The sequence below is a fragment of the Aminipila sp. genome (assembly GCF_032051575.1).
In the GTDB taxonomy this organism is placed as follows: Bacteria; Bacillota; Clostridia; order Peptostreptococcales; family Anaerovoracaceae; genus Aminipila.
The window spans coordinates 36,895-60,516 of record NZ_DAMBYD010000008.1 but is presented as its reverse complement, the minus strand read 5'-3'; the positions used below and the strand labels follow the sequence as shown (position 1 = coordinate 60,516).

General features: G+C 35.8%; 26 protein-coding genes. 6 read left to right on the top strand and 20 right to left on the bottom strand.

Annotation, left to right across the window (positions count from 1 at the left end; genetic code table 11):
• Nucleotides 1–292 precede the first annotated feature (292 nt).
• A complete protein-coding gene (locus tag RTW14_RS12040; protein WP_312651694.1) occupies nucleotides 293–1,735 on the top strand; it encodes a Na+/H+ antiporter NhaC family protein in 1,443 nt (480 codons plus the stop codon).
• An 84-nt stretch (nucleotides 1,736–1,819) separates the two neighbouring features.
• Here the strand turns inward: RTW14_RS12040 and RTW14_RS12035 are convergent, their stop codons facing one another.
• The 8 genes from RTW14_RS12035 to RTW14_RS12000 all read right to left on the bottom strand — a co-directional run bounded on the left by RTW14_RS12035 (nucleotide 1,820) and on the right by RTW14_RS12000 (nucleotide 9,523).
• A complete protein-coding gene (locus RTW14_RS12035) occupies nucleotides 1,820–3,472 on the bottom strand; it encodes a sensor histidine kinase (protein WP_312651690.1) in 1,653 nt (550 codons plus the stop codon).
• Between the two features lie 14 nt (nucleotides 3,473–3,486).
• Nucleotides 3,487–4,158, bottom strand: coding sequence for a response regulator transcription factor (locus tag RTW14_RS12030; RefSeq protein WP_312651687.1), 672 nt, complete (start codon nucleotides 4,156–4,158; stop codon nucleotides 3,487–3,489).
• Between the two features lie 3 nt (nucleotides 4,159–4,161).
• Nucleotides 4,162–4,836 carry a phosphate signaling complex protein PhoU gene (phoU, locus tag RTW14_RS12025; RefSeq protein ID WP_312651684.1) on the bottom strand — a complete coding sequence of 225 codons (675 nt, stop codon included), beginning with the start codon at nucleotides 4,834–4,836 and terminating at the stop codon, nucleotides 4,162–4,164.
• A gap of 49 nt (nucleotides 4,837–4,885) precedes the next feature.
• Nucleotides 4,886–5,635: a phosphate ABC transporter ATP-binding protein PstB gene (gene pstB / locus RTW14_RS12020; protein WP_312651681.1), complete on the bottom strand. Its 750-nt coding sequence runs from the start codon at nucleotides 5,633–5,635 to the stop codon at nucleotides 4,886–4,888.
• 22 nt (nucleotides 5,636–5,657) lie between these two features.
• Nucleotides 5,658–6,545, bottom strand: a complete 888-nt coding sequence (pstA, locus tag RTW14_RS12015; RefSeq protein WP_312651678.1) for a phosphate ABC transporter permease PstA — start codon at nucleotides 6,543–6,545, stop codon at nucleotides 5,658–5,660.
• The gene (gene pstC / locus RTW14_RS12010) at nucleotides 6,532–7,392 is read right to left on the bottom strand and encodes a phosphate ABC transporter permease subunit PstC (protein WP_312651675.1); all 861 of its coding nucleotides are present in this window, start codon (nucleotides 7,390–7,392) and stop codon (nucleotides 6,532–6,534) included. The genes pstA and pstC overlap by 14 nt, the downstream gene beginning before the upstream one ends.
• 1 nt (nucleotide 7,393) lies before the next feature.
• Nucleotides 7,394–8,293 (bottom strand): substrate-binding domain-containing protein, encoded by a 900-nt coding sequence (locus RTW14_RS12005; protein ID WP_312651672.1) that lies wholly within the window; start codon nucleotides 8,291–8,293, stop codon nucleotides 7,394–7,396.
• A gap of 240 nt (nucleotides 8,294–8,533) precedes the next feature.
• The gene (locus RTW14_RS12000) at nucleotides 8,534–9,523 is read right to left on the bottom strand and encodes a patatin-like phospholipase family protein (RefSeq protein ID WP_312651669.1); all 990 of its coding nucleotides are present in this window, start codon (nucleotides 9,521–9,523) and stop codon (nucleotides 8,534–8,536) included.
• A 203-nt stretch (nucleotides 9,524–9,726) separates the two neighbouring features.
• On the opposite strand from RTW14_RS12000, the gene RTW14_RS11995 reads away from it, so the two are divergent.
• A complete protein-coding gene (locus RTW14_RS11995) occupies nucleotides 9,727–10,491 on the top strand; it encodes an NAD-dependent protein deacylase (protein ID WP_312651666.1) in 765 nt (254 codons plus the stop codon).
• A gap of 121 nt (nucleotides 10,492–10,612) precedes the next feature.
• Entirely contained in the window at nucleotides 10,613–11,245 is a 633-nt protein-coding gene (locus RTW14_RS11990) for a CatB-related O-acetyltransferase (RefSeq protein ID WP_312651663.1), read from the top strand.
• A gap of 182 nt (nucleotides 11,246–11,427) precedes the next feature.
• Here RTW14_RS11990 and RTW14_RS11985 read toward each other — a convergent pair whose 3' ends face one another.
• Together RTW14_RS11985 and RTW14_RS11980 are read right to left on the bottom strand one after the other, a co-directional pair.
• The gene (locus RTW14_RS11985) at nucleotides 11,428–12,195 is read right to left on the bottom strand and encodes an alpha/beta fold hydrolase (RefSeq protein ID WP_312651660.1); all 768 of its coding nucleotides are present in this window, start codon (nucleotides 12,193–12,195) and stop codon (nucleotides 11,428–11,430) included.
• Nucleotides 12,196–12,363: 168 nt separating this feature from the next.
• A complete protein-coding gene (locus tag RTW14_RS11980) occupies nucleotides 12,364–13,197 on the bottom strand; it encodes a helix-turn-helix transcriptional regulator (protein WP_312651657.1) in 834 nt (277 codons plus the stop codon).
• A 115-nt stretch (nucleotides 13,198–13,312) separates the two neighbouring features.
• Between RTW14_RS11980 and RTW14_RS11975 the strand changes: the two genes are divergently transcribed.
• Nucleotides 13,313–13,891 (top strand): flavodoxin family protein, encoded by a 579-nt coding sequence (locus RTW14_RS11975; protein WP_312651655.1) that lies wholly within the window; start codon nucleotides 13,313–13,315, stop codon nucleotides 13,889–13,891.
• 547 nt (nucleotides 13,892–14,438) lie between these two features.
• Nucleotides 14,439–15,008, top strand: coding sequence for a 50S ribosomal protein L25/general stress protein Ctc (locus RTW14_RS11970; protein WP_312651652.1), 570 nt, complete (start codon nucleotides 14,439–14,441; stop codon nucleotides 15,006–15,008).
• Nucleotides 15,009–15,194: 186 nt separating this feature from the next.
• On the opposite strand, the gene RTW14_RS11965 is transcribed toward RTW14_RS11970, so the two are convergent.
• The 8 genes from RTW14_RS11965 to RTW14_RS11930 all read right to left on the bottom strand — a co-directional run bounded on the left by RTW14_RS11965 (nucleotide 15,195) and on the right by RTW14_RS11930 (nucleotide 22,025).
• The gene (locus RTW14_RS11965; protein ID WP_312651649.1) at nucleotides 15,195–16,070 is read right to left on the bottom strand and encodes an AAA family ATPase; all 876 of its coding nucleotides are present in this window, start codon (nucleotides 16,068–16,070) and stop codon (nucleotides 15,195–15,197) included.
• 13 nt (nucleotides 16,071–16,083) lie between these two features.
• Nucleotides 16,084–16,887, bottom strand: a complete 804-nt coding sequence (locus RTW14_RS11960; RefSeq protein ID WP_312651646.1) for an alpha/beta hydrolase — start codon at nucleotides 16,885–16,887, stop codon at nucleotides 16,084–16,086.
• Between the two features lie 71 nt (nucleotides 16,888–16,958).
• Nucleotides 16,959–17,804, bottom strand: coding sequence for a GNAT family N-acetyltransferase (locus RTW14_RS11955; protein ID WP_312651643.1), 846 nt, complete (start codon nucleotides 17,802–17,804; stop codon nucleotides 16,959–16,961).
• A 17-nt stretch (nucleotides 17,805–17,821) separates the two neighbouring features.
• Nucleotides 17,822–18,610: a hypothetical protein gene (locus RTW14_RS11950; RefSeq protein ID WP_312651640.1), complete on the bottom strand. Its 789-nt coding sequence runs from the start codon at nucleotides 18,608–18,610 to the stop codon at nucleotides 17,822–17,824.
• 1 nt (nucleotide 18,611) lies between these two features.
• On the bottom strand, nucleotides 18,612–19,214 hold the full coding sequence (locus RTW14_RS11945) for a GNAT family N-acetyltransferase (RefSeq protein ID WP_312651635.1): 603 nt from the start codon (nucleotides 19,212–19,214) through the stop codon (nucleotides 18,612–18,614).
• 54 nt (nucleotides 19,215–19,268) lie between these two features.
• Nucleotides 19,269–20,603, bottom strand: coding sequence for an NCS2 family permease (locus tag RTW14_RS11940; RefSeq protein ID WP_312651632.1), 1,335 nt, complete (start codon nucleotides 20,601–20,603; stop codon nucleotides 19,269–19,271).
• A gap of 238 nt (nucleotides 20,604–20,841) precedes the next feature.
• Nucleotides 20,842–21,246 carry an SRPBCC family protein gene (locus tag RTW14_RS11935; protein ID WP_312651628.1) on the bottom strand — a complete coding sequence of 135 codons (405 nt, stop codon included), beginning with the start codon at nucleotides 21,244–21,246 and terminating at the stop codon, nucleotides 20,842–20,844.
• Between the two features lie 74 nt (nucleotides 21,247–21,320).
• Nucleotides 21,321–22,025: a hypothetical protein gene (locus tag RTW14_RS11930; protein WP_312651625.1), complete on the bottom strand. Its 705-nt coding sequence runs from the start codon at nucleotides 22,023–22,025 to the stop codon at nucleotides 21,321–21,323.
• Between the two features lie 182 nt (nucleotides 22,026–22,207).
• Here RTW14_RS11930 and RTW14_RS11925 point away from each other — a divergent pair, with 182 nt between their 5' ends.
• A complete protein-coding gene (locus tag RTW14_RS11925; protein WP_312651622.1) occupies nucleotides 22,208–22,591 on the top strand; it encodes a hypothetical protein in 384 nt (127 codons plus the stop codon).
• Nucleotides 22,592–22,622: 31 nt separating this feature from the next.
• Here the strand turns inward: RTW14_RS11925 and RTW14_RS11920 are convergent, their stop codons facing one another.
• Together RTW14_RS11920 and RTW14_RS11915 are read right to left on the bottom strand one after the other, a co-directional pair.
• Nucleotides 22,623–23,147 (bottom strand): hypothetical protein, encoded by a 525-nt coding sequence (locus tag RTW14_RS11920; protein ID WP_312651619.1) that lies wholly within the window; start codon nucleotides 23,145–23,147, stop codon nucleotides 22,623–22,625.
• 239 nt (nucleotides 23,148–23,386) lie between these two features.
• Nucleotides 23,387–23,599 (bottom strand): hypothetical protein, encoded by a 213-nt coding sequence (locus RTW14_RS11915; protein WP_312651616.1) that lies wholly within the window; start codon nucleotides 23,597–23,599, stop codon nucleotides 23,387–23,389.
• Nucleotides 23,600–23,622: the final 23 nt, after the last annotated feature.

Sequence of the window (23,622 nt, the reverse complement as noted above, 5' to 3'; positions counted from 1 at the left end):
GACTCCTAATTACTCTTTCTTGTTTAACTAATACCCTCATTATATGGGCTTTTTATATGTATTTCAAGGTGTCTTAAAACCATATTTAACAAAAACCGCTAGGCATTTTTTTGCCACATGGAAATTTTTTTCCTAGTAATTTTTCTCCACTATTTATTTTTTAGTACTAATTTTTCGAAAAAACGTGCAATTCAGACAAAATAGTACTGTTATTTTTTTGGCACAAAGTTTGCTTTTAATATTTACATAGTTATATTTGTTATTTTTTTAAATTTGATAAGGAGGTTCTAATATGGAACAGAAAAAACGCCTAGAATTTTATGGTGGCCCATGGATATCATTTTTACCCTTTATTGTTTTTTTAGTACTAATTATTCTTACTACTTTCATATGGGGTTCTATTTCTGACGGAGCACTTTGGGTTCCTGCTTTTAGTGCATTGCTTATTCCTTTTTTTCTAGCTAAGGATAAGCGACACTACGCAAGTGCAATTATAGACGGCATGGCTAGTAAAGAAGCAATCATCCCTGTAGTGTGTTGGATTTTCGCCGGAGTATTTTCCAGAATTCTTCGTATGTCCGGATTAGCCAGTGGGGTTGCGGGTATTGCCGCAAACCTTGGTGTTGATAGTACAGTTTTTGCTGTTATTGTTTTTATTGCCTCCGCCATATTTGCAACAGCCTCCGGTACTGGATTTGGTACAATTGCCGCAGGGATGGGAGTTCTTTATCCTGCCGGTATTGCTTTGGGAGCAAATCCTGGACTAATTGCAGGTGCAATCATCTCAGGGGCAGCCTTTGGAGATAATCTGGCTCCTGTTTCAGATACCACGATTTGTTCTGCCACTTCTCAGGGGGTAGATGTTCCTGGTGTTGTACGTTCCCGTTTAAAATATTCTATAGCAGCTGGTGTTCTTACAATTATCTGCATCGTTGTCGCTGGAATCATGAGTGGAGGTGGAGGCGCAGTAACTTCTGTTTATGAATACAATCCTATGGTTTTAACTATGTTTTTCCCTGTTATCCTTACTATTTATATCGCAATTAAAACAGGAGATATCATTATTGCAACTACAATTGGTACTGTTGTGGGGATTGTCGTAGCCTGTGCTTTCGGCTTGTTCGACTTTATTCAGATTGATGTGGCGAATCCTCAGGTTCCAGCAGTTATATCCGTTTCAGGAGAAGGCCTGGACAGAACTGTAGATGGTGTTATTTATAATGGCATAGCAAGCATGCTGCAAGTTTGTATCTTAGCCCTGCTATTATTTGGCGCAATATCTATTATGCGACAAGGTGAAGGGGATGTTTGTTTACTTAATGCATTAGGAAAGGTTGCAAAAAATGCATTCAGTGCAGAAATCACCATTTCTCTTATGATTATAGCGCTTTCCGCTTTAATGGGATTAAATGCCCCTGCAATACTTGCTGTTGGAGCTTCCTTTGCAAAACCGCTTTCTAAAAAACATGGTATCAGTCCTTACAGAACTGCAAATCTTATGGATGGTCAGTCCAATACCTTTGTGTATTGCCTGCCTTGGACACCTGCAATGGTATACACTCTCGGCTTTGCGGCGGATAGTTCAAATCCAATTACCGCCTTTGATGTTATGCCGTTTGCATTTTATTGCTACACCATGCTTGCTGTCATGATTGTATCAATTTTCTTAGGCATTGGCAGAAAGGATCTTATGGATCAGCTTTCACCTGAACAAAGAGCTGAATACAACAATTAATTACATATAACCTATTAATTGAAAAGGCTTGTTCAACCACGCAACTACTTCTAAGTTGTCTGGCGAACAAGCCTTTTCATTATCTTAAAATTTAACTTCTATTATTGTTCCTTTTCCTAGTTCACTTTCTAAGTTAATACTTGCATTCGTCTGTTTTATGATATGTTTCACAATGGAAAGTCCAAGACCTGTGCCTCCCGTTTCTTTAGAATGACTTTTATCCACTCGGTAAAACCGTTCAAAGATTCGCTTTTGGTTTTCTTGTGCAATACCAATACCCGTATCAGCGATTGCCAGTTTAACTGGATGATTCGTTAGCTTAACATTCACTTTTCCACCTTTATTATTATACTTTATAGCATTCTCACACAGATTAAATACCAATTCATCTAACATTGCTTTTACACCTATTACATGAACCCCGGGTACTCCTTCAAATTCAATGGAAACTTCTGCATTTTGCGCTTTCTCTTTAAGCCGTTCTATCACATCCTGGCAAACCATGTGTAAGTCTACGGTGTCAGCAGGTAATTCCATAACCCCTTCGTCTAGTTTAGACAGCTTCATGATATCTTCAACCAAAGATATCATTCTTTTCGCCTCATTATATATCTTTGCTGCAAAATCGTTTATATCCTCAGGCTTAGCAATGCCCTCTTTAATAATTTCAGCATACCCTGAGATAGATGTCAGCGGCGTTCTTAGCTCATGGGATACATTTGCAGAAAACTCTCTCCTGATTTGCTCCGTTTCTTCTTTTTCTGTAATATCCAGTGCAAGCACCACGACACCTTCAGGCTTCGCATTTTTCTTATCTTGAGAAAATGTAGGTGTTGCCATTAAATGATATAACCTTCCATCCTGCTTTAAACTGCTCTCCGCCGCTACACCACTCAGCGCTTTTTCAGCAACTTCCCTAAATTCAGCACTTCTGTTTAGTGTAAGATAATGTCCTTCCACTATCTTCCCAAAGATTTCAGCAGCCCTCTGGTTTACAACTAACATTTCTCCCATAGAATTTAATACAATTAACCCCTCATTCATGTTCTGCGTTATTGATTTAAATTCTTCTCTTTCCTTATTTAGTATGGAAAAGGTCTGTTCTATAAGCTTATTTTGTTGTTCCAATTTTCTAAGCAATGGTGAAAATTCAGCATAAACTTCATTGGATAAAGGATCGTCTAAATCCAAATTGTTAATAGGGGCAACAATTGAGGAAGTTTGTCGCTTAGCTAAAATTAAAATGATTGTCAACATGACAGCACAGACAATAATCACATAGGGAATATTTTCAGCTTCCATTGTATATACATTGGAAGTTGTATTGGCTACTCGAATGATATCCCCATTGTTAAGCCTTATTGCACAATAAAAAGTCTGCTGTCCTATTGTGTCAGACATTCTGACACTTTCCCCCGTACCACTTTTACTGGCTTCTGCAACTTCCGGCCGGTCTAAATGATTTTCCATATGTTCAGGTTTTTGTCTATTATCAAATAGGACCACTCCTTTAGAATCAATAAGAGTTATACGGTCACCTTTCATGTTTTTAATTTCTTGCAAATAGGTTTCACTATTTAAGTTCACTGCTGCAGCAATGTATTTTGCATCCTGCTCTACCCCAACCTGCATATCTTTATAAAAGCCTTTGTACATAACAAAAGAAATCATCATTGTTGTTATGATGATAGCAATTGCTGAAAGGAAAAAAAAGTTTTTATATATTTTTGTTTTCATTCTACATACTCCTTTTAATTTTCCTTAACTAAATACCCGACTCCTCGAATGGTTTCTATAATCTGCCCACTGTCTCCCAGCTTTTGTCTTAATGTTCTTACATGAACATCAACTGTACGGGTCTCACCATCAAAATCATAACCCCAGATGCGTTCCAAAAGAATATCTCTTGACAAAACTAAGCCCCTATTTTCCATTAAAAAACGTAGTACTTCAAACTCCTTAAGCGTCAATAGGATCTGCACACCTGCTGCAGTAACCAAATGTTTTTCTACATTAAGAATAACATCCCCACAGGACAACTGTCCACTATACTCCTTTGGCTGTACTCTCCTTAAAACAGCTTTAACCCTGGATATTAACTCCATCATTCCAAAGGGCTTCGTCACATAGTCATCTGCGCCATTGTCAAGTCCTATGACCTTATCATACTCTGTACCTTTAGCTGTAAGCATTATAACTGGAATATCCTTTGTTGCTTTATTACCTTTTAGTCTTTTTAATATCTCAATACCATCCATACCAGGAAGCATTATGTCCAGTAGTATCAATTCAGGCATTGGATTAGACAACGCTAAAAACATTTCCGTACCTTCTGTGAATCCTTCCGCCTCAAATCCTGTATTTCTTAAAGTATACACAACTAATTCCCTTATACTGCTGTCATCTTCAACACAAAATATCATACACTACTCCTCGTTATCTATATGTGTTCCTGTAATGGAAAACTCTACCCACTCTGCTATGTTTGTAGCGTGGTCTCCTATACGTTCAAAATATTTTGCTATCATTAAAATGTCTATTACATCAATTCCCATTTTATTTTGTTCTTCTTTTGACTGCTTAGGCATATGTGCAATAATATCTATCACTTCATTCTTTATCACATCAAAAAGGTTATCGACTACATCATCATAAGCAATTACTTCTTTGGCAAGAACTAAGTCTCTCTGCACAAAAGCTTCTACACTTTCTGTTACCATTTTAATAGTAGCTTCTGCCATTAGTTTAATGTCTTTAAAATCTCTTGGAAGAGATAAATCTGCAATTAAAACGATATCTGCAATATCTGACGCCTGATCCCCTATTCTTTCCATATCCGTAATCATTTTTAAAGCTGCTGAAATAAGTCTTAAATCTCTTGCAACAGGCTGCTGTTGTAACAAAAGCTTTAAGCATAAAGCTTCTATATCTTTTTCTTTCTGATCAATTTGTTTTTCCGCCTCAATTGTCTTCTTTGCCAGTTCCTTATCATTTTCAATAAGCGCCTTAACCGCATCACTAATGGTTTCTTCACACAAAGCTCCCATTTCAATAATTTCCGTATTTAATAAACTCAGCTGCGTATCAAATCTATTTCGCACCATTGCTCCTCCTTGTATTTTATCATATTCCACTCTTTAATAAAAGAAATCATCCAAATCTTCCGGTTATATAATCCTCTGTCCTCTTATCCTTCGGAACTGAGAATAACTCTTCTGTATCTCCAAATTCAATTATTTCACCTAAGAGGAAAAACGCGGTTTTATCAGAAATACGTGCTGCCTGCTGCATGTTATGAGTAACCATTATAATCGTATATTTCCTTTTCAGTTCCATGGCCAAGTCTTCAATTTTTGAGGTAGATATAGGATCCAGAGCTGAAGTAGGCTCATCCATTAAAAGCACCTCTGGCTCAACTGCAAGCGCTCTTGCTATACAAAGCCTCTGCTGCTGGCCTCCTGACATTCCCAATGCACTCTTCTTCAGCCTATCTTTAACCTCATCCCAAATAGCTGCATCTCTCAAGGATTTTTCTACTATGTCATCCAGCTTGCTCTTGGACTTTATTCCATGGGTTCTAGGTCCGAAAGCTATGTTATCATATATACTCATTGGAAATGGATTTGGTTTTTGAAATACCATTCCAACCCGTTTTCTAAGCAAGTTTATATCCATGCTTCCATATATGTCCCGATTATCAAGAAGCACCTCTCCTGTTATCTTACAGCCCTCCACTAAGTCGTTCATACGATTCAGGGATTTAAGTAATGTTGACTTTCCGCAGCCACTTGGTCCTATAAATGCTGTTATTTCCTTCTCGGGTAATGCCAGATTTACGTTCTTTAGCGCTTTAAAATCTCCATAATATAATTCTAAATTATTAACTTTTATTTTATCCATAATTTATCCTTTTCTCTACCTCTTAACGCGCAGCAATTCTTTTTGCAATAAATCCTGAAAGCGTATTGATCACTACCACTATTATTAACAACACTACAGCTGTAGCATATGCCTGATCCATATACAAACCTTCACTTGATAAGGAATACATATGCACGGCTAGAGTTCTTCCCGAACTCATTAAATTTTCCGGAATATCTGGAGCAGTTCCTGCTGTATAAATTAACGCTGCTGTTTCCCCCACTATACGACCAATTCCAAGTATTACTCCTGCCAGAATTCCAGGCACTGCTGTAGGTAGAACGATTACAAATACTGTACGAAGTTTACCTGCTCCCAACCCAAAGCTGCCTTCCCTAAAGGTATCAGGCACAGCCTTAAGCGCCTCTTCAGTAGTACGCATGATTAAAGGCAATATCATTATGGCAAGAGTAAATGCTCCCGCCATAATAGAATAGCTCCAATGGAGGGCAGTTACAAAGAATAGCATCCCAAATAATCCATATACTATGGAAGGTATCCCTGCTAACGTTTCTGCTGTAATTCTAATCAGATTTACAAATTTATTTCCCCTCTTGGCATACTCTACTAAGTAAATTGCAGAGAAGATGCCTAAGGGTGCTGCTATCAATAAGGAGATAAAAGTCATTATAATCGTATTGATAAGCGCTGGCATCAGTGATACATTTTCTGTGTTATATTTGAAAGCAAACAAACTTGGTGTTAAATTGGGTATCCCCTTTATAAGAATATATCCAATTAAGAAAATTAGTACCACAAAGGTTATAATTGCTGCTGTCACAACTAGTAAGAATAATCCCAATGAAACAGGATTTCTTAAATAGGCCTTTATTTTTTCTTTTATCCCCACCTTATTGATTGGGTTTATGTTCTGCCTAATTGCCTCCATTTAGATTCCTCCTGTTCAAAAGGGATACAGATAAATTTATAATAAGTATAAAAACAAACAAAACTACTGCGGTGGCAATCAGTGCTTCTCGATGGAGCTCTGCTGCATATCCCATCTCTATGACTATGTTTGTTGTCATAGTTCGTACCCCTTTAAACAGCCCTGCCGGCATTCTTGCCTGATTTCCTGCGACCATCATTACGGCCATGGTTTCACCAATAGCACGTCCAATTCCTAGTACGACTCCAGCAATAACACCTGATTTTGCCGCCGGGAGCACTACATAGAAAATACTTCTTTCATGAGTGGCACCCAATGCTAAGGCCCCTTCATAGTAATGTTCTGGTACTGTACGGATAGCCGACTCACTTACTCCAATAATCGTTGGAAGAATCATTATTCCAAGTAGAATAGATGCAGTAAAAATGCTGCTCCCATTGCCATCAAAGTTTGCTCTTATAAAAGGGACTAATACGACTAATCCAAAGAAACCATATACGATGGAGGGAATCCCAGCCAGCAGTTCTGTTGAAGCTTTGAGCGGCTTATATATTGCTTTTGGGCAAAACTTTGCCATAAATACCGCTGTAAGCAAACCAATCGGTACGCCTATGATGATGGCTCCTGCTGTCACATATATGCTTCCTAAGATCATAGGGAGAATACCGTAAATATCATTGGACGGTTTCCACTTCTGTCCCATAAGGAAATCAAATACTCCTATTTCTTTCATCGCTGGTATACCATTTGCGAACAGAAAGATGCATATCAGTGCAACTGCCAGCACCGAAGTGCAAGCAGCTGCAAGAAATATGCATTTCATAAAGATTTCTTTAAAATTCTTCATACTATTTTATAACCTCTGACCAATTTGTTACTTCACCTGTAAAGATTGATTTTACTTGTTCTGTTGTTAAATCGTCTACTATAAAGTCTTTATTTACTATGACCGCAATACCGTCCATGGCAATTACAGTTGCTTTCAATCCACCCTTAATTTCAGTGTCCTTCAACTCTCTTGACGCCATACCAATGTCACAAATACCATCTATTGCTGACGTCATACCAGTTGTTGAGTCACTCTGCTGAATTTCAATGGATGCATTTGGGTTAACTGCTAAGTACGCCTCCTTTAATTTTTCCATAACAGGAGTTACTGACGAAGAACCTGCAACTACGATTTTTCCTTTTGGCATAGTTCCGGCAAAAGCAGCTGGCTGACCAGTTGAAATGTATCCATTATCTTCAACTACTGCCTGCCCTTCAGCACTCATGATATAATTAACAAAATCCTGTGCCACACCACTCAGCCCAGCTTTCGTTGCAATGTTAAATGGTCTTGCAATTTTATACGTTCCATCTTTAATTGCTTCTACGCTAGGGGCTACTCCATCAATTTTAACTGCTTTCACTGTATCATTTAATGAACCTAGTGAGATATAACCAATGGCATACGTATCTCCCGCTACATTGGTCATCATTACGGAGGTGCTATTTGTAATGCTTGCTTCCTCTGTTGTATGATCTATTTTTTCTCCTGCATCATTCTTTTCTTCGATTCCAAACAACTCTATAAATGCACCTCTTGTCCCAGAACCATCTTCTCTTGATACAACTGAAATATCATTATCTGCTAGCACTTTATCTGGTTCATCAGAATTACCCTTGTCGCCGCAGGCCGTTAAACTTGTTACTATAAGGGCTGTTACTGCTGCAAGTGCTAAAAACTTCTTTAATCCTTTTTTCATTTCATTTTTCTCCTTTACCTCGCGCCATTTCTATGGCATTAATTACATCCTTATTTTGTCTACATTCACATAGTATATTCACAATGTTAAATTAAAAAGCGGATAAGAGTAAAAGCTTTGTAAAGGAATGTTAAATCTAGGTAAAGTCAGCCGAACTCCATAATTTGTTGTACTTTTAATAAACTGAAACAAGACCACACATTTTTTGCGTGGTCTTGCTCCAGTTTTTAGGAAGTTTATCTATGAACTAAATAGCGCATTAAAATATTTTTCTGCCGCTTTATACCCTTGTTCATATAAAAAAGTATAGGTTTCGTCTCCAGTTTTTACATTAAAGTCTAAAGAAGAAATGTTTCCAGTAAAAATTTGTATACTCCGTTTCATGTTTGCGGGAGTATTATAAGAAATCTGTGTCTGAATAGATGCGGTACAAGAAATTAGATTTACAATAAAATCAACTAAGTGTTTAATCTGTGCAGGTGGGACATTACTATTAAATAATCCTCCTAATGTTTCATCTGAAGGGCAATCCTTATCAAAAAGAGTGATCGGGTAATTATACATAATTCCTCCATCTGAGTAAATCCTAGGCATATCTATTAAATCGTCTTTGGTTTCAAAACTCTTAACCGCTTCAAAAAATAGAGGAACTGACATAGAAATTCGAACAGCTTCTGCTACTTCCATATGAGGGGTATCTACCGCAGAAAAAACGCTAGATGTTTTATTGGACATATCTGTCCCTATAATATAAAGCTCTTTAAACCTACGGCCATCTTTATGTATGTCTGGATTCATAAAATCTGTAAAAGTATATGGTGGAGTCTTTTTTGTGGCATCAAACTGATTGGCTATTTGATGCCTGATCCAATCATAAAAGTAAATAGAGGAGTACCAGCCATACCTTTTGATAAGCCTGTATACACATTCTATATTTCCAAATACTTTATTTAATTGCGTTTCTTCAGACTTAGTGAAATTTTTTGGTTCATGAGGGTCACTAGTTGATGGAACTTTACTATAATCAAGAGAATCTGCCATTGCTTTGGTTTCCTTAAAAGGAAGGTTGAATGATGTAATACAGGCTGCAATTGCCCCGGCTGAAGACCCCGCTACCCGCTGAATGTCAGGTATAAGTTTAATTTTGTACAGATAGTCTAACATACCTATGTAAGCAATGCCTAATATCCCTCCCCCTGAAAAAACTAAATTCTGTTGTTGATAATTCATAAAAACACATCCTTTAAATACTTAGCTAACATAAATCAGATACATTCAATAATATATTTTACTTTTTCTGTCTTTATGTCATAATAGAGTTAATATGTACTACGATAAAAGTCTGCAAATTTTATTTTGGATTTTTTAGTATCTAACCTTCCATCAATTTGTTTCACAAATATTAATGGAAGGTCATTATAGGAGATGATTTCATGAATAAAGAAATAGAACAGTTAATGGAAATTATAAATGACAGTGAAAATATAGTTTTCTTTGGAGGCGCAGGGGTTTCCACTGAAAGTAATATACCCGACTTCCGGTCTGAAAGTGGTCTTTACAATGCGGTACAGAAATACGGTCAATCACCTGAGACCATGCTTTCTCACAGTTTTTTCAATAATCATTTAGAAACTTTCTATGATTATTATAAGAATAATTTGATTTATACAGATGCCAAACCGAACAAAGCTCATCTTGCACTTGCTAAACTGGAAGGTGAAGGTAAACTAAAAGCTATAGTTACTCAGAACATAGATGGACTGCATCAGCTGGCCGGCAGTAAGATAGTATATGAGCTTCACGGCTCTGTACTTAGAAACAACTGCATGAGATGTAATGAATTTTATGAATTAGAATATGTCATGCAGCCTGAAAACTGTAAAGATAAGGAAGGTTTAAAGACTCTTGTTCCTGTATGTAAAAAATGTGGAGGCATCGTTAAACCTGACGTGGTGCTTTATGAAGAATGTTTAAACGATGATGTAGTTCAGGGTGCAGTTGATGCCATCTCAAAAGCCGATACTTTGATTGTAGGAGGTACATCTCTGGTGGTTTATCCTGCCGCAGGTCTTATCAACTACTTCCACGGGAAAAACCTAGTTCTCATTAATAAATCAGAAACACAGTATGACCATAAAGCTAACCTGGTTATCTACGATTCTATCGGCAGAGTACTTGGAGAAGTGTGCGGAATCTAACGAAATAGTAGATAGATGCTAGGCTATAACTAAAGATATTTTGAGGAGTGATTCTATGAGAAGATGCATTGTAATAGTGGGATAATCAGAAAATAACAAAATAAGAAGGAGAGAGTTAAATATGATTATTCCAGATTCAAATAAACTATATCCAAGAAGTAATGACACTCAAACTATTTATCTAAAAAATGCCATTACAAGAGATTCTATAAAAGTTGGAGATTATACCATATATAATGACTTTTATCATGATCCAAGAGATTTTGAAAAAAACAATGTCTTATATCAGTATCCTATAAACAATGACCGCTTAATCATCGGAAGATTTTGCTCTATTGCATGTAAAGCCAAATTTCTCATGACTAGTGGGAATCATACAATGAGATCACTGTCTACTTATACCTTTCCCATATTTTTTGAGGAATGGGATTTAGACGTCAGCCATATAACAGAAGCTTGGGACAATAAGGGAGATATTGTCATTGGAAATGATGTGTGGATAGGTTATGATGCGATTATTATGTCAGGTGTGAAGATTGGCGATGGTGCAATTATTGGAACCAGAGCGGTCGTTGCTAAAGATGTTCCGCCTTATACTATTGTTGGAGGCATCCCTGCAAAAGTCATAAAGAAAAGGTTTAGTGATGATATCATATCAAAATTATTAAACATTAAATGGTGGGATTGGCCCTATGAAAGGATCCAAGCAAATATTCAATACATTCAATCAGGAAATATTGATGAATTAGTTTAGTATTTATCACCAATTTATGTAAAAATCCCAATAGCGTCTAAAATGTGGTTATTGGGATTTTTGAATCTTATTTTTGCTTTTCCTTGAAATCTAGTTTGAACCACTCAGACAATATAGCAACTAAATTTTGAGGTTATCGGCTTTGTTACGAGCAATTGCAATAGAGCTTTCTAATAATCAATCTATACTATATTTCTCTTTATTGCCTCAGCTAACCCCTTCGGATTTTCCCAAGCCATAGAATGTCCCACCTGTTTTACAATATCAATCTTAACACCGTGTCCTGCGAGAATATGTATATCCGGATCAGGTAATGAATTCTCTCCAAAAATTAATGTTTTGGGACATTCAAGTGAATATAATATTTTTCTCCAAGAGGGTTCTTGTCCTTCTGCCGCTGATTTTGAAATACAATATGCTGCTTTAGGAGACCAAATTGATAATGATGCAGCCCACATCACATTTCCTTTTTCCTGGCTTTTTCTTACTAATTTATTAAATCCCTGACAAATAAATTTCTCTTTATCAAAACCAGAAATATATTTACTTGTTGACCCTTCAGCACTTTTATCCAAATTGGGCTCACTCAAGATAATCTGATGTACTCTGTCTTTACACATATCCGCCAAAGAAAGGGCAACTGCTCCTCCTAAACTGTGTCCAAATAATATAAAGGAATTAATTCTTAAATAGTCAATAAAATCCATTAAGTATTCAGCATGTTCTTTAACAGAATAACCAAAATCCTCTGGCTTATCGCTGTAACCTGCCCCCAGAAGATCAATTAGAATGCAACGATGGTTTTTTAGTGCTTCTTGTGTCGCAACTTCAGGATAATCAAAGGAGCCTGCACATCCAAGCCCATGAATAAATATAATTGGCATATCTGCCCCAGGAAAATCCTGATAGCGAAGCATGCTTTTGCTTGTATCTAAAAGATATTCTTTCACGAACATTTCCTCCTTAACGTCCCGTTGGTTTTCTAATTTCTCATTGATATAGGGTTACTAATTGTTGCTATTTTATATTCAGCTCTTCAATACCCTTATCTGTAACCTGTTCAAATAATAAACTATCATTCACTTCTGCTAATTCAAGCTTTCTGAAAAGAGGCTTTCCTATATATTAAACAATAATTTCATCTTTTGAATAGTATCTGTATCAGCCAAAGGCGTATTTATAATCATTTTAAGATTAGGCTTATCGGAAATATCGAAACTGCAAAATTCAAATTCAATTGAACCAACAATCGGGTGATTAATCTTTTTATTTATTTCTCCGATGCTTTGTACTTCATGCCGAGACCACCACAAATAAAATTCCTTGCTTTGCACTTTTAAATCAGAAATGAATTCAAGAAACCATGGATCTTCTATGTACTGACCGCATGATATACGAAATCTGGCCAGCATCCCCTTTGCATGAGCCTCCCAGTCAACAAATAATTTTTTGTATGCGGAATTTGTAAACATCATCCATACAATGTTCCTCTCACGCACATTCATTTTGCTATAATCTCCAAATACAAAACCTGCTGCTTTATTCCACCCAATCACATTCCATCTTTGATCCATAATAAATGATGGACTTAATGTTAAACTATCCAGCACATTTTGAATACTTGGGTTAATAACGCCCTGATATGACGGCAATTCAACTGGGTGTGGCTGTCTAGCTAATGTAAATAGATGATTACGTTCATTCCTGTCAAGTAAAAGTACCTGGGACAAACTCTCCAATATCTGTGTTGATACTTGAATGGGTCGTCCTTGTTCAAGCCATGTGTACCATGTTACTCCTATACCTGCCAGTTGTGCAACCTCTTCACGCCTTAACCCTGGTGTTCTACGGCGTGTTCCCTGGGGAAGTCCGACTTGAGAAGGTAAAATCTTAGCTCGTCTTGTTTTCAAAAAATCTGCTAATTCTAAATATCGTTGTTTCGCTATATTCACACTCACTCTCCTAACATGATAGAATTTATACTAGTATAATTACACTACTGGTACCAGTATAATCTAAATGCTAAAATATAGCTATCTAAACAATTCTTGAGAGGAGAATATATGTATGAATATACTATTTCTTAATGGTTCACCCAGAAAAAATGGATATACGGTCCAAATTATGAAATGTATCGAAAAGGGAATTGACCCTAAGCATACTATTAAGTGGATAAATGTTTATGATTTAAATGTTAGTCCTTGCTTGAGCTGTTTTAAATGCAGACCGAATAATGAATGTGTCCTTCCTGAAGATGACGGTCATCGCGTTTCAAAACTGATTCGCTCGTCAGATGCTTTAATTATTGGCAGCCCAACTTATTTCGGAAACATATCCGGTTCGCTGAAAGCCCTTATAGATCGCTGTGTTACAGGTTTTGAAGAAATTGCAGCAAGCGGATTGGAGATGCCAATCCCTCTTCATAAAGGAAAAAAAGCAGCTATGGTAACTGCATGCAACTCACCTGCGCCTATAAGCAACCTTCTAAATCAAAGCAAAGGAACACTGCGGGCTATTGAAACTATATTGAAAGCTGGAGCATATGATATTGCAGGAAGTATAGTGCTTGATGGCGCAGCATCAAAATTAGAAATACCAATAGAAATACAAGAAAAAGCAAGAAAATTAGGCTCTAAGTTTTATTAAAAAAATTTACTGACCTACATGCAATTCTGTTTTAAAGACTTTATACTAGCAACATAATAATTTTTTACTATGTTGCTAGCTTTGAAGGTTTTGTTTTTTTATGAAACATCTAAAGTACGATTTCCTACGCTATAACATTTAGCATGGTTGTCTTTCCAATCACATTCCTAATCAGATTTGCTTTTGCTGTTTGGCTATGTTATAATACTTATGTATTAGATAGATTGTAAAATATAGTGTGCTCCCGTATTCGGGCTAGACCGTAGCAAAGGCTTTGCTTGTTGTATGGTACTTCAGAAACACATTGTATTTTGCGGATGCATATTCCTCATGGAAATGAAAACGAAATCATTATTAAATAAAAAAGAACCGTCTGTATAAGAAGGGCTTTAGATATCCACCGTATGGTGTTGTCTCAAAGGTCCTTCTTTTTATATTATCACCTATACCGCCATACTAGCTGTATAGGGAAGTTATGGCGTTCAATCTACACCATGTGATAGTAGATTGAAATATAAAATATTTAATACATTTAGGAGGGAAAAACATGGATATCATTACAGTACAAAAACGTGATACTGCAACAAAGACCAAACATTTAAGGCGTTTGGGGTTTGTACCGGGCAACATTTTTGGCGGGACGCTTCAAGATTCAATTTCTATCCAAATTGATGAAGCCATTGCGCGCAAGCTGGTACGCCTTAAGCGGGAAGGCAGCAAGCTTCGGTTGTCCCTTGATGACCAAGTCATCCCGGTACAGATTAAAGAAAAAGTTCAAAACACTTTGAGTCAAGAAATCGTTCACATCAGCTTTCAAGCACTGAAAGCCGATCAAAAAGTCAACAGTGTTATTCATATCGTGTTGAAGAACGTAGATAAAATAGCGGGGATACTGGAAAGGATTATGCTTGAAATCCCTTATGCATCTCTTCCTGCTGATATGATCGACACCGTAACCATTGACCTTGATGGCATGCAGGTGGGTAGTGTTTTAACAGTCGCTGACATTCCCGAATTTCAAAACGATAAAATCGATTTGCAGGTTGAGATGGATAACATTGTTTTGCGTATCAATGAGAAAAATCGCGCATCAGTGCAATCTCAAGAAGAATCTTAACACATCGTTATGAACCCAATTAATATCATTTATATGCACATAATACATCCAAAAGCATCTCCAAACGGGGATGCTTTTTTTTTAATGTGCAGTTTTTCAGTAAGATGTGCTGCCGACAGAACGAAAAGATTCAAGCAAATATTCTATACATTCAAGCAGAAAATATTAATCAATTAGTTTAGTGTTTTAAAATTCCCCTTCATGCTCCTTGAAGAAGTTAAAATAGTTCCTCACATTTTCAAGCTCCGTCCATTTTCTAACTGCTATGGGCATTGAGTCTAAATCATAGATTTTTGATTCCTTTATGGATAGTAAAAAAGGAGAATGCGTTGCAATGATGAACTGACAATTAAAAAACCTGGCAGAATCCTCTATAAACTTTAGGAGCTTTAATTGTAATCCTACAGCAAGACTATTTTCGGGCTCATCCAACAGATATAATGCATTCTCTTTTATATTTTCAGTAAAAAACCAGAATGCACTTTCCCCATTTGATTGCTCTTTCACATTTCGCATCAAGTTACTTTTTACATATTTAGAGTATGTCAGTCTCTTTACATCATTATTTCTCTTTAATTTCTCATAGTCATCAAGTGATTTCATCTGAAAAGTAGCATATTTGGTATCAATATATTCTTCAAACATATCTTCTCTTCTTGTATCAATTTTTTCATTTACACATCTTATATCAAGCATATAATCAAATACATCATCGCTTGTAATGATTCTGCTATTTCTCAAAGTTGAAAAAGAACTGTTTATTACCCTTTGCTCACAACGTTCTACATAATCATCAAAGAAGTTACTTTTATTAAAATAGGTTCCTCTTTGAATTTTCAATTTCTCCGCTATAACATTTAGAATGGTTGTTTTTCCAGAACCATTCCCTCCATATAAAAATGTAATGGGTTCAAACTGTAATTCTTCCAGTTCTTTGTGAGAAAATATCATAAAGGGGTAAACGGTGGAATAACAAGTTGCTTTTAGCCTTTCATCAAATGATAAAAAATTTTCCTCATCTATATCACTTGGAAATTTAAATTTGTCTAAATACACAGTCATACTAGTAGTCCACCTATATTCTATTCAAAACCCAGTTAACTGTATCGCCTATCACCTCATCTCGGCAATACTCATTAAATATTTCGTGGAACAGATTTCCGTAAATCTTCATTTGCTTATCTTCTGAAGAAACTGTGGCGAAGAAATCATAAGTATCCTGCACAGCAACAATTCCGTCTTTCTCGCCATGCATCATTAACACAGGATAATTAAATTCCTTCTCCTTGCCTGAAATCCAATCAAGACCTTGGCAAAGAGCATAGCAAAGCCCTGCAGTAAACACCTTATTGTTATAGGGGTCCTTTCCATACCATTCAACAACCTCCTGAACAGAACAAACTCCTGTACCCAGTTCATTTGGAAGCTGTGTATGTGAATCCATTCCCTTGGGAACCCCTTTAATTAGTCCCCCATTATCCTTGGTTAATGCACCACTTGTTATAATGCCGTTCAATTTTTTATTTGAATACTTGATTCCATAAAGAGATACCGCATATCCCCCCATACTGTGTCCCAAGAGAAATATAGGCTTGTCCGGATTTTCTGCAATAGCCATATCAACAATTACATTGGTATCATCCAAAATTTCATTAAAATCATCGTAATGTGACTTTTCGCCCTCTGATCTTCCGTGTCCTCTGTGGTCAAACCGATATGTACCTATGCCATTTTTATGAAAAGTATCAGCTAAATAATCATATCTGCCCTGATGTTCACATAAGCCATGTACAATAACTACAACAGCCTTATCCTTATCTGAAACCTCTTTATTAAAGAACAAAGGCATTCCATCATAACTCTTAATCATTTCACTCATAATCTACACCCTTTCCCTATATGTAATGTAATACCCACATTATATCACAAGAAAATTAAATAATTTTTATTTTATAATTTCAAAAGCATCTCATACTGGCCAACTTCAAACTCAAATCCAGCCTTTTTTAAGAATTTTTCAACTGATTTAGATTCGGCCTCCACATTGATAACACTGATGTTCTCGGATGCTGTGTTTTCAAGCAGCTTGGTTAGGATACTTCCTGCTATGCCCCTACCCCTATAGTCTCTATTTACTGCAATTTGAGGAATGTCTCCTGTTCTTTTGTCTATAACACCATACCCTGCAATTGTTTCATCCACTCTTGCTACTAAATAGCTAAAGGCTTCCGGAATGGCACAGATTGATTCAATCAAATTCTGCCATGAAGGTTTAAAGTCCCAGAATTCTTTGAGTTGATCCAAATCAAGCTGAGCTGTTTTTTCAACTTTACAGGTTGTGGTGGACATAAATTCAGCTTTATCTAATTGAAAACATGAAAACTCTCGCTCCACCGTAAAGCCTTGTTTTTGGTAAAGCTGGATAGCTGCTTGATTTTCTTTAAGCACTTCAAGTAAATACTGTTCCACTCGTTTGCCTTTAAGCAGCTTTTTAATATGTAAAAGCATATCACTTGTTAGTCCTTGTCTTCTGTATTCCCCTATGATACCAGTTCCAATGTCATATACCGTTTCTTTTCCATTCCACATTCTAAACCCATTTAAGACAAATCCTACTAAACGGTCATTCTCAAAGGCTCCTATGGACATCTTAGGATTAAACCCTTTTCTTTGAAGCATTTGCTCAAACTTCCAAAATGGCAAGTCGATTTTAACCTGATAATCCGAAAATGCCTCTAAAAATGCTTTTTGCAGTGTTTCATGGTTTATTTTCTCCAATGACTGATATAAAATCATATTGGTCATACCCCCTTTTATTTATCACCAATTTCCTTGAGGTCTTTATCATTTCTACCTGTCAATTCTACTGTTATATATGAAATGTAGTCATCTGCTATTCCGTCAATTGTCCACTCAATTTCATCATACATTTGATGCTTTGTTAAAAGTCCGTCCTTATCAATCCAATAAGTTTCGCGGTGCTCCACTACAGTATAGCTTTCGTCTTTACTGTGATAATTTTCTTTAGCATACTTTACAAATGCATCATTTGTTGTCACCGTGTATTTTGTAAGTAGACCATCCTTTTCCTTGGTGATTACTTTAATATATTTTTCATTACTTAGCCACTTTGCTGGTACCGCCATCATATTTAAAGCACCATTTGGTTTGTACTGCTTTTTATTTCCCTCGCTTAAATCGTGCCACTCATAGGACTTCGCCTTGTCTTTTGTTAATTGTTCAACTGGCACACCTAAAAAAAGCTTACCATGTACCTGCTTTGTGGCAGAATATTGAGTCTGCCCAGTATTTTCATACAAAACTTTGGTTTCCTCAATAAAGTCATATCCCTTCGGCTTTAAAATAAAAGTCAGGGTAGATGTATTTTTTGTGGATTCCATTGCTTCTACAGCATTATTTACAGATTTCATTGAGCTTTCTACTTCTAATGTGCCATTTTTTAAATCAGAAAACTGCTCAATCCCCTTGTTTATTTCTTTTAGGTTATTTTCTATGCTATTTGTGCTCTTTTCCTGCATACTACAGCCACTAATCCCCAGCACTAATATTAGAAGAACGCTGACTAATAAAAATTTTCTCATTTTATTTATCCCCATCCAAAATATTTTTACTTATTGCTTGAATTTTTGTTATTGGAATAAAGGGTTCAGGCTTGCCAGAATGCTCTCCAATTATCTTTTCCATCCAGATCATATCGTACCAAGTGCTGAATTTATAACCGCATTTGGTGAAATGAGCTACTTTTGTATATCCTAAATGTTCATGAAAGACAGAACTTGTATTGTCGAGATATGCATCTTCATCAGCTGTATATGCAATGCAGGCATTTAAGTTGATAATGTTCTGACGCTTAAGGATATCCTCCAAAGCAACATATAACTTTCTGCCTAAGCCCTTGCCTCTGGAATCCTGCTTCAGATACACAGTAGTTTCAACTGCCCAACTGTATGCTGCACGTTCTTTAAATGCCGAGGCATATGCATAGCCAACAATGTGATTATCTTCTACAGCAACAATATAGGGATACCTCTGCAAAATGTTTCTAATCCTCTGGGAAAATTCAGCTACAGACGGTATTTCATATTCAAAAGTAATGGCCGTATTGGTAACATAGGAAGCGTAAACCTTCAAGAGTTCTTCTGCATCTGCCTCAGTTGCCATTGTAATGGAAATATTTCTGTTCATTCCTACGCCTTCTTTCACTTCATTGTTATTAGTTTATTTTAAATCTTAACCTGTTTAAACCAGAAAATGTACAACGAAGCAAATTGCTAAAACATACATCACTGGGTGTACTTCTTTCCATTTACCAGTGAAAAGTTTTATAACTGCATAGCTTATAAACCCAAAAGCGATGCCCTGTGCGATGCTAAAAGTCAACGGCATTAACAGAATCGTTAAAAAAGAAGGAAGCGCTTCTGTAAAATCGGAGAAGTTAATCATTTTAACGTCACTTAGCATTAATATACCAACAATAACTAAAACAGGAGCAGTAGCTTGTGTAGGTATTAATAAGAAAAGCGGCGCAAAAAATAAAGTAATCAAGTAAAGTACTCCTGTGGTTACCGCAGTAAGTCCTGTTCTTCCTCCTTCAGATACTCCCGTTGCACTCTCAATATAAGTAGTTACAGTTGAAGTTCCTAGCACAGATCCAACTGTAGTTGCAATAGAGTCACAGATTAAAGCCTTATCCAGATTTTTAATTTTACCGTCTTCTCCTATCAGTTTAGCCTTTCTAGATACGCCAATCAGAGTTCCGATATTGTCAAATAAATCTACAATAGTAATAGTAAAAATTACTGCGAAAATACCATATTCAAAAGCTTCTCTAATATTGAGCTTTCCAAAGGTATCTTCTGGAATAGGAGGTACGATAGAAAAAAGATCCCCTAGTCCGGTAGGAATCTTTGTAATTCCCATAAACATGCCTATAATTGTGGTCAGTAATATGCCAATCAATAGGCCGCCTTTTATTTCTTTTGCAAAAAACAAACTTGTTAGAATCAAACCAATAAAAAATAAAGCAACTCCCGGACTTGTTAAATCACCTAATCCCACGAAGTTGGAGGGGTCTGCTACAATCACTCCAGCGTTTTTAAATCCGATAAAGGCAATGAAAAGACCGATTCCCACGCCTATGGATATTTTCAAACATTCTGGGACACTGTCAATGATTAATTGTCTTACTTTCGTTACGGTTAAAATAATAAATACAATGCCTGAAATAAATACCGCACCTAACGCAGTCTGCCAGTTTAAACCCATAGACCCACAAATGGTGTATGCAAAAAAGGCACTTAATCCCAGTCCCGGAGCCACAACAACGGGGAAGTTCGCATATAATCCCATCAATATAGTTGAAAGTGCCGTACTGATAATTACCGCGGCAAGTGCACTGATGTGAGGCATTCCGGCATCACTAAGCATGCCTGGTACTACTGCCAGAATATATACAGAAGCCACAAAAGTAGTAATACCAGCGATGATTTCGGTTTTAACGTTAGTTCCATATTCGTCCAGTTTAAAAAACTGGTTAACCCAACTTTTTTGATTGATAATTTTTTCTTTAGGCATTTATTTTTTCCTCCATTAATTTATCTGCTTTTAACATAGCCCAATTGTAGTTTGCTTTTCGTTAACCTATTGATTAGAATAACTTTTTTCGATTTTTTAAATACTACCTATCTATAATAAACAAAATCACTTTGTTTTGCATTACTTTTTTGTAAAGAATAAAAAATGTTCCTATTATATGAAAAAAGACGAAACTGTAAATCATAACTAACCTACGTCCTCGCCTTCTAAATTTATTTTACTTTAAATAACCTAATGCACTTTTTAAATCTTCCATATAAGTTGCTTGTTGCTTTCTTAAGTATATGCCCACAAAAGGTTTCATCAATACTTTCTTAACCGTTATATCCTCCGTAAAATCAACCCTTGTTTTTTGATTATCATATGAAAACAAACCAACCCAATGTCCTTGCATATTTTCATTTTCAATATCAAACGCATACCTCTTCATAGGTTCAACTTCTGTAATTGTAAAAGTAGTAGCATATCCATCCTTTGTATACTCTACAAACTTTTTCTCTGGAATAAGTTTTTCTATCTTGCTTAAATCGCTTCTCCACGCATAATTGTCAAGTGAAGTAACAAGATTCCATACTTTTTCTACTTCACAAGGGAATATTTCTTTAATATTTGCTATTGCCATAAATCCTCCATTTACTTTTCTTCTTCGTCCATAATCCAATCTCTGGGCTTTATATTATATAAATAATCCACGACTTAATATTTGTCTTTCTCAATGGTCTCTATAAATTCTTCAATCAGCTTAAAATGTTCCTCGTCCTCTGAACCATACAATAGATCATAGTCATCATTTATCATAAGCATAATGACTTCATCTTCGTTATTGGCATAAAAACTCATCTCACACCATTGGTGTAATTCAAAAGGGAGTTTTTTATACTTTCCTCGGATTTTTACAGCCTGTTCCTCGGATATCATATATATCTCTTCGCAGGAGTAAGTCATGCCCCAACTGGCAGCCTGAAACAAGGTCATTGCGTTAAAGAATTCCATCAGGTTATCTGTCTCTAATGCATATTTATCCGCTGCCAGTCTACAATAAACCGGAGGATCTTCTTTACATAAATCTTCTATTTTTATGCCCCACTCTGCAGCCCCCTGGTTTTCTATATAAAATATGACATAATTACCTGACTCATATAGTGATTTTGGTTCACGAAGGTAATTCTGTGACTTGTTAATTCTGTCATGCTTCCCTAGTTGCTTATAGTAGTCCTTAAGGACTCCAGGCAATATCCCCCACTTCTTTTCTGCCGCCTCTATTTCATTATCATTAAATCCAATATCCTCTACTACATGAAAAAGGCTTTTAATAAAAGAAAATCTCATTTGATTTTTTTCCCTTCTCGGCGATTCAAACATTTGTTCTTCCATAATGTCACATAATTTAATGAAAAACAACAATGAACAAACTCCCTTCTAGGTTTTATGGAAGTTTATTTCATTTCAAAAATTTCAACATTTTATTTTTGGTTTACACTTACCTCTTAAATTCCGTTTTTATTTATGTATTTTCAATCGATTAAAGTACAAACAAAATATTTTAATTTATTAATTTTAAAGAAAGAAAGAGGAAAAAAATTATGGGATTACCAAACTATCCAGATAAAACAAAAACATACACAGTAAAGTTTACAGGTTCAAGAGCCGATATGAAAAAGGTATCCGCTTTAATCACTGAAGTAAACAACAGGCAGAATAGCTTTTCTCAAACAGGTTATAACTACCTTTTGACTCTTGCTGGTCTTGCAAGTGTACCAGTAGGTATTGCTTCCGCCGCTGTATCGATAGAGTCTAGTTCTGAGTTAGAAGAAGTAGAAGATTTTTATACAGGGGTTCTTCAATCATTAAGTACTGGTGAGTGTAGTGCTGTAACAGTTACCCAATACGTTGTGGGGACTTGGCATGGTGACGAGAGAGGTTATATTTATAAGTTAGATAGAGTAACTAGAAAACCGAGAGCGTAAAAGTAATCAACAAGAAAAAAATCAACTGTTTTCACAGTTGATTTTTTTTTCTTGTTTCGTATATTGTTGAATCAATGTCTTGAAATAATAAATATATATCCCTATTAATTTTTACAGTGTTTTGACCATCTCTTATTTTTACAACATGTTTATTCTGCATTGTTTCTTTTGTTATTTGGCTAACTAATTTTCTTGTTGCATCAATTTGTTCTTCTGTATATTCATCATTATTTTCCAAAAGCACTAAATATAAGAATTCTCTTTGATATAGCTTTCTAAATTTATAATCTTTTGTTGAATAGTCAAAATAAAAACTATTTTTCATTTCTATGTTTCTATATTTACAACGTATATCTTCAAACTCATTAGATGTCATATCTTTATTTTCAACAAGTTCTTTATTCAAAGAAAGTAATGTGTCAGAAAAATATATGATATAGTCTGTATATATAAATTTCTTTATTGAATATAATTCAAAGCTAGTATATATTACAGAAAATATTAATAGTATAATTAATACTTTTTTTCCTTTTTCGGATAATATTAAATCTTTCATTTTTCAACCTCTCTTTTTTCCCTTTTATTCTCCCTATAACATAATAACGTTTATACTCCCATTTATTCAATCATACAGTATATAAGACCTAGACATAGTAGAAAATGTTTCACTTTTACTAAGAAAATTAAAATCTCCTCGATGCAAGACTAACTTCTAGTAATCCAAAACCAATCTTTAACTTTCATTAAAGAACTAGCAACCCGAATATTTTAACCTTCAAGTTGCTAGTTTGATTTTTAATTATTTACGTTTATTTGTGAATCAGCCTTGTTTTTTAGCATACGTGGATATTTGATATTAAAAATATCTGCCGCATATTGTTCTTCGTATTCCCATCTTGGATGAATAGTGGTAGCCCCTCCAGAATAATAGTGGTCTGCTTTTCTGTCCCCCATACTAACCGTAAAAAACACCGAATTGTTCGATGTGCTTTGACTATATCTAAGCATTAGTTTTCACGCAAGAAACACTC